Consider the following 5,675-nt stretch of genomic DNA (forward strand, 5'->3'; position numbering starts at 1 on the left):
GATCTGTCATGAGACAAATGTAAGCATTGTAAGGAAAATGTAAAAGAACTACCCCCATGAAATATCGGGTGAGCCGATAAAAGAGCTAAGATGTAAGGATGAAAAAGTTAATAGAAAAGAAGGAGGATAGAAAGGGAGTGTGTCAAAAGTTCTATTTATAGCGTCTGTGTCCTGGCGGGCTTGACCCGCCATCTCATCCTAATCATTGTAAATCAGTTTAGTATTAGGTTGCGGGTCAAGCCCGCAATGACACGCTAAAGCGTTAGAACTTACTTTTGACACATCCCCGGCTTGAAATGATTGAAGGAAGGAATGGTCAAGAGTTCAATCTCTCCACCGTTTTCACCCCCTTTACAGCATTGATCTTCTTGGTCAGCATGTTCAGCGTCGTAGTGTCGCGCACTGTGACGGTGAAGTTCCCTTGGAAGATGCCGTCTACCGAGTCGATGTTGAGGGAGCGGAGTGAGACGCCGGTTTCCTTGCTGATGACGGACGTGATGTTGGTGACAATTGCGATGTCGTCGCGGCCGATCACGCGGAGCGTTACGATGTAGCCGTTATCTCCCTTGCCGCTCCATTTCGCCTGGATGATGCGGTAGCCGAAACGGCTGAACATCTCCTGTGCGTTCGGGCAATCCATGCGGTGTATCTTGATGCCTTGCGTGGAGACGAAACCGAAGACTTCGTCCCCGTAGATCGGGTTGCAGCATTTCGCCAGCTTGTATTCGATGCCCGTCAGGTTTTTGTCGATCACCAGGACATCCTTGTTGGAGGCGATCTCTTCCGCTTCGGTTGTCGTGATGTATTCTTCGGCGCTCCGGACTTCGGTATGGTCGTTTATCTCTGTTTCGCGGCGGAGTTGTTCCAGGTATTCGTCGATCGCCTGGTTCGGATCGAGGCGTTCCTCAGCAATCTCGACGTAGAAGTCGGTAACAGTCTTGAAACCTTTCTTCTTGATATAACGCATCAGGACCGGTTCATCCATATCGATCTTCCGGTTCTTGAAGCGGCGTTGCAACATCTCTTTGGCAAAGTCTACCGCTTTGGCCGTCTCTTCGCGGAGCGCCTGTTTGATCTTTACACGCGCTTTGGAGGTGACGACGATGTTCAGCCAGTCGCGTTTCGGCGTCTGGGTCGGCGCGGTGACGATGGAAACCGAGTCGCCGTTGTTCAATACATATTTAATAGGTACATTCTTCCCGTTCACTTTAGCCGAGACGCATTTGCAGCCTAACTTGGTATGTATGGCAAAAGCGAAGTCGAGCACTGTCGCCCCTTTGGCTAACTTGATCAGTTCGCCGGTCGGGGTGAAGACATATATTTCGTCTTTGTAGAGGTCCATCTTGAAGTCCTGCATCAGGTCGAGCGGATTATTCTCCTTCGTCTCCAATGCGGCGCGGACGGTGTTCAGAAATTCGTCCAGGCCGTTCTCCTCTTTCACGCCTTTATATTTCCAGTGGGCAGCCAGGCCGCGTTCGGCGATCTCGTCCATGCGGCGGGTGCGGATCTGCACTTCCACCCATTTGTTCTGCGGGCCCATGACGGTGATGTGCAAGCTCTCGTAACCGTTTGTCTTTGGGATGGAGATCCAGTCCTTCATGCGTTTCGGGTTCGGCTGGTACATATCGGTGACGATGGAATAAACCTGCCAGCATTCCGAACGTTCCTTTTCAAGCGGTGTGTCGAGGATGATGCGGATGGCAAACAGGTCGTAGATGCCTTCGAACGGGATGTCCTGCTTCTTCAGCTTGTTGTTGATGGAATGGATCGACTTGGTGCGCCCTTTGATGTCGAACCGGAGGCCGGCTTCCTGCAACTTCTTTTGGATCGGGGCGATGAACTCGGCGATGTAGGCATCGCGCGAACGCTTCGTCTCGTTCAGCTTCCGTTTGATAAAGTCGTATTGCTTGCGGTCGGTATATTTCAGCGACAAGTCTTCCAGTTCGCTTTTGATCGTATAAAGTCCCAGTCGGTGGGCAAGCGGCGCATAGAGGTAAGACACTTCCGTTGCCAGCCGTTTGCGGTCCTCGTCATTCCTGAGCTGTTTACCGAGGCGCATGAGGCAGAGGCGGTCGGCAATCATAATCAGGATCACGCGTACGTCTTCGGCAAACGAGAAGAGCAGCTTGTGGAAGTTCTCCGAGTCGACCGCCGTGTTGCGGGCGTAAAGGTCGGATGTCTTCAGCAGCCGCCTGATGATCAGGGCGACGTCGTCATCGAACGTATCCTTTACTTCGTCCAGCGTAATGATCTTTTTCAGCACCGGGCGGTAAAGCAGCAGGGCGATGACCGATGTGCGTTTCAGCCCGATCTCTACGGTGGCGATCAGTGCCGTGTCGATATTGCGTAACAGGCCGTTAATGCCGTTTTTGTCTCGTCCGTAACAATCCAGGGCCACAACACGCTGCATCAGTTCCTTCATCTTACTCAGGTCTTCTTTTTGCAGGAAAGAGTATAGATGGCGTAGTAGTTGCTTATACTTGCAGAAAAACTGCTTTTTCTCCTCTTCGGTAAAGAACGGTTGTATATCCATAGTTGTCTGTCTTTTTACCGCCTTTTCGGGAGCGGTCCGTAAAACATACCGTAAAAGTAAGTTTTTCTGCGAATATCAGCGCAATTCTAATGGTATTTTTATACATTTGCGATATACAAAGTCCGGAAGGGCTTTGTCGCGTATCTGATTATTAACTCATTAAAACGATATACTATGTTAAACGCGAAAGACTTAGAGTTACTGGCAGCTAAAGGCATCAGCGAGCAGCAGATCGAAGAGCAGTTGGCATGCTTCGTAAAAGGATTCCCGTTCCTGGAAATTACGGCTTCGGCCTCGGTGGAGAAAGGAATCATGGTGATCCCGCAGGAAAAACAGGCGACTTATATGGATGCCTGGGATGCTTATCTGGCAAAGAATAAGAAGATTGTGAAGTTCGTGCCTGCATCCGGTGCGGCAAGCCGTATGTTCAAGAACCTGTATGAGTTCCTGTCTGCCGACTACAACGAGCCTCAGAATGCGTTTGAAAAGAAGTTCTTCGACGAGATCAAGAAGTTCGCTTTCTATGATGCGTTGAATAAGGCTTGTATTCATAACGAAGTAAAAGATATTCCCGCTTTGATGGCGAACGGCGAGTATAAAACGATTGTCGCCACCTTGCTGGAGGAGAAAGGTCTGAACTACGGACAGCTCCCGAAAGGCTTGTTGCTTTTCCACTCTTATCCGCAGACTGCCCGCACGGCGATGGAGGAACATCTGGCGGAAGGGGCGATGTATGCCAAGAACAATGCCGGCGAGGTAAATATCCATTTCACGGTATCGCCGGAACACAAGGCGTTGTTCGAACAGTTGGTGGCTGACAAGGCGGATGATTACGAAGAGAAGTTCTCCGTAAAATACGATATCTCTTTCAGTGTCCAAAAACCGAGTACGGATACGGTTGCTGCCGATATGGAAAACAATCCGTTCCGCGACAAGAACGGTAACCTGTTGTTCCGTCCGGGCGGCCACGGGGCTTTGATTGAAAACCTGAATGATGTCGATGCCGATGTGGTGTTTGTGAAGAATATCGACAATGTGGTGCCGGACAGCTTCAAATGTTCGACTGTCATCTTCAAGAAGGTGATTGCCGGCGTGCTGGTTTCTTTGCAGGAACGTATCTTCAAATATCTGGAACTGATCGACAGCGGCAAGTATTCGCACGACCAGGTGGAAGAGATGATCCACTTCCTGCAGGAAGACTTGTGCGTAAGGAATCCGGAAACGAAGTTGCTGGAAGATGTCGAGTTGATTCTTTATATAAAGAGCAAACTGAACCGCCCGTTGCGTGTATGCGGCATGGTGAAGAATGTGGGTGAGCCCGGTGGTGGTCCGTTCCTGGCTGTAAATCAGGACGGAACTGTTTCCCTGCAAATCCTCGAAAGCTCGCAGGTTGACCTGAAAGATCCCGAAAAGAAGGCGATGTTCGAACAGGGCACGCACTTTAATCCCGTAGACCTGGTTTGTGCGCTGAAGAACTATAAAGGCGAGAAATTCAATTTGCCGGATTATGTGGACAAGAACACGGGCTTTATTTCCTATAAGAGTAAGGACGGCCGCGAATTGAAAGCGTTGGAACTGCCCGGCCTGTGGAACGGCGCGATGAGCGACTGGAATACGGTCTTCGTAGAAGTCCCCATCGAAACCTTCAACCCGGTTAAGACGGTGAACGACCTGCTGCGTCAGGAACACCAATAATCAGTTGAAAATAAGAAGTAACCGTTAACGCCTTAGCGTGTCATAACGGCTTGACCTGCAACCTCGGACTAAACTGATTTCCAGTGATTAGAATGAGATGACGGGATGAGCTTATCTAGACACGGTAAGGCGTTGATGTTTATTTACCTAAGAGTGACTGTTTCATTCTTGCTATATCTCGCAGGTAATCTTGTAAGTCCTGTTCATGTTCTTCTTCCATAGCCAGGATGTGTTTGGCTATATCGCAAGTTGTAAAGTCTTTGCCATCTGTAAATTCGGCAATCTCCTGATAGCGTACGATTGCACAACGTTCGGATGAAACATTCTGGTTCAACAGGCTGACAACATCGAAGTCGGTCGGGATGTCGTATTTGCATCTGGCCAGTTCAGACCATTTTTTCGGGTCTAATACAGGAACACCTTCCAGTTCGATAATGCGGTCTGCCAACAATTTAGCATGTCCCAACTCTTCTTTTGCGTGTTCTTCAAATTCTGCTTGAACGTTTGCACGCATGGCCCCTTCTGCGACCAGAGCACCGATCCAATATTGGTAATAAGCTAACCATTCTTCGGATAATGCTGCGTTCATCTGTATCAACAGGCTGTCTACGTCTAATTTGTCCTTAAGGATCTTAACACTTTCTTTTGCCATGATTGTAAAATTTAGTTTAGTATGTATAGCGCTTAAATGCTTTTTAGGAACAACTGGCAGATATATTTGTTCATTTCTTTTTTCTTATTCATCTATCAATTATCCGGGGCTTATTGTAAAAATCTCCTTTTCGCCTCTCGCTCGGCCTCCAAAAGCGAACAAATGTTAATCCACTTTTTAGCCGTCAAAAAGGGACTTTTTCCTCTTTTTTGAGCGTTTTCCCAAATTGCGACCGTCCTCTTTGCCACCATGACCGTGCTAATGTGTAGTGCACTTGGCACCTCGCAAAGATTAGGACGGTCGTAATGGCGATTAGGACGGTCGTAATTGGAAAGAGGACCGTTTTCATGGCAAAAAAGCCCCTGAATTTCCTTGCGATATTCGGAATGCCGTCCGTTTTGTTTTCAAATATTCGATTCTCCGGGAGTTAAGGTTTTCCACTTTGTCGGCTTATCCGGCATTCGGCAATCAAAAAGAATGCTTTTTGGAACGGTCACGGCACCTCATTTCTCCCGTTGTCAGAAATAAAGTCCAACCCCGTACAAATAGTCAATCCAAAACGGACCAACTTTTCAGGTGAAATAGAAAAACGGCTGAAAAGGGGGTTATTGTATAATTTGATTATTTCTTTTTCCCTCTTTTTGGGGTCCCTCTGCCTCACGATCCCGTACCGAGAGAAAGGAAGCGGAGTCATGCCTCCATCTCTTTATCCCGTACGTTATATAGTAATAGGAATCCTTGATTTTCCAGCCGTTTCGATAGTCGAAAAAAGTTTCCCCCGTAACTCTCAGCATT

Annotated in this window: 3 protein-coding genes; 1 reads left to right on the forward strand and 2 read right to left on the reverse strand. The window is 48.3% G+C overall.

Annotation, left to right across the window (positions count from 1 at the left end; translation table 11 throughout):
* Positions 1-316: 316 nt before the first annotated feature.
* The gene (locus tag DWU89_RS20070; protein ID WP_115501404.1) at positions 317-2,533 is read right to left on the reverse strand and encodes a RelA/SpoT family protein; all 2,217 of its coding nucleotides are present in this window, start codon (positions 2,531-2,533) and stop codon (positions 317-319) included.
* Between the two features lie 174 nt (positions 2,534-2,707).
* Between DWU89_RS20070 and DWU89_RS20075 the strand changes: the two genes are divergently transcribed.
* Complete coding sequence (locus DWU89_RS20075) at positions 2,708-4,228, forward strand: DUF4301 family protein (protein WP_115501405.1); 1,521 nt, start codon at positions 2,708-2,710, stop codon at positions 4,226-4,228.
* 139 nt (positions 4,229-4,367) lie between these two features.
* Here the strand turns inward: DWU89_RS20075 and DWU89_RS20080 are convergent, their stop codons facing one another.
* Positions 4,368-4,880 (reverse strand): ferritin-like domain-containing protein, encoded by a 513-nt coding sequence (locus DWU89_RS20080; RefSeq protein ID WP_115501406.1) that lies wholly within the window; start codon positions 4,878-4,880, stop codon positions 4,368-4,370.
* Between the last annotated feature and the right edge of the window lie 795 nt (positions 4,881-5,675).

The sequence above is a fragment of the Parabacteroides acidifaciens genome, assembly GCF_003363715.1.
Taxonomy (GTDB): domain Bacteria; phylum Bacteroidota; class Bacteroidia; order Bacteroidales; family Tannerellaceae; genus Parabacteroides; species Parabacteroides acidifaciens.

Coding starts and splice junctions, on each gene's coding strand:
- DWU89_RS20070 (WP_115501404.1), bottom strand. CDS start 2,533: ATGGATATACAACCGTTCTTTACCGAAGAGGAGAAAAAGCAGTTTTTC.
- DWU89_RS20080 (WP_115501406.1), bottom strand. CDS start 4,880: ATGGCAAAAGAAAGTGTTAAGATCCTTAAGGACAAATTAGACGTAGAC.
- DWU89_RS20075 (WP_115501405.1), top strand. CDS start 2,708: ATGTTAAACGCGAAAGACTTAGAGTTACTGGCAGCTAAAGGCATCAGC.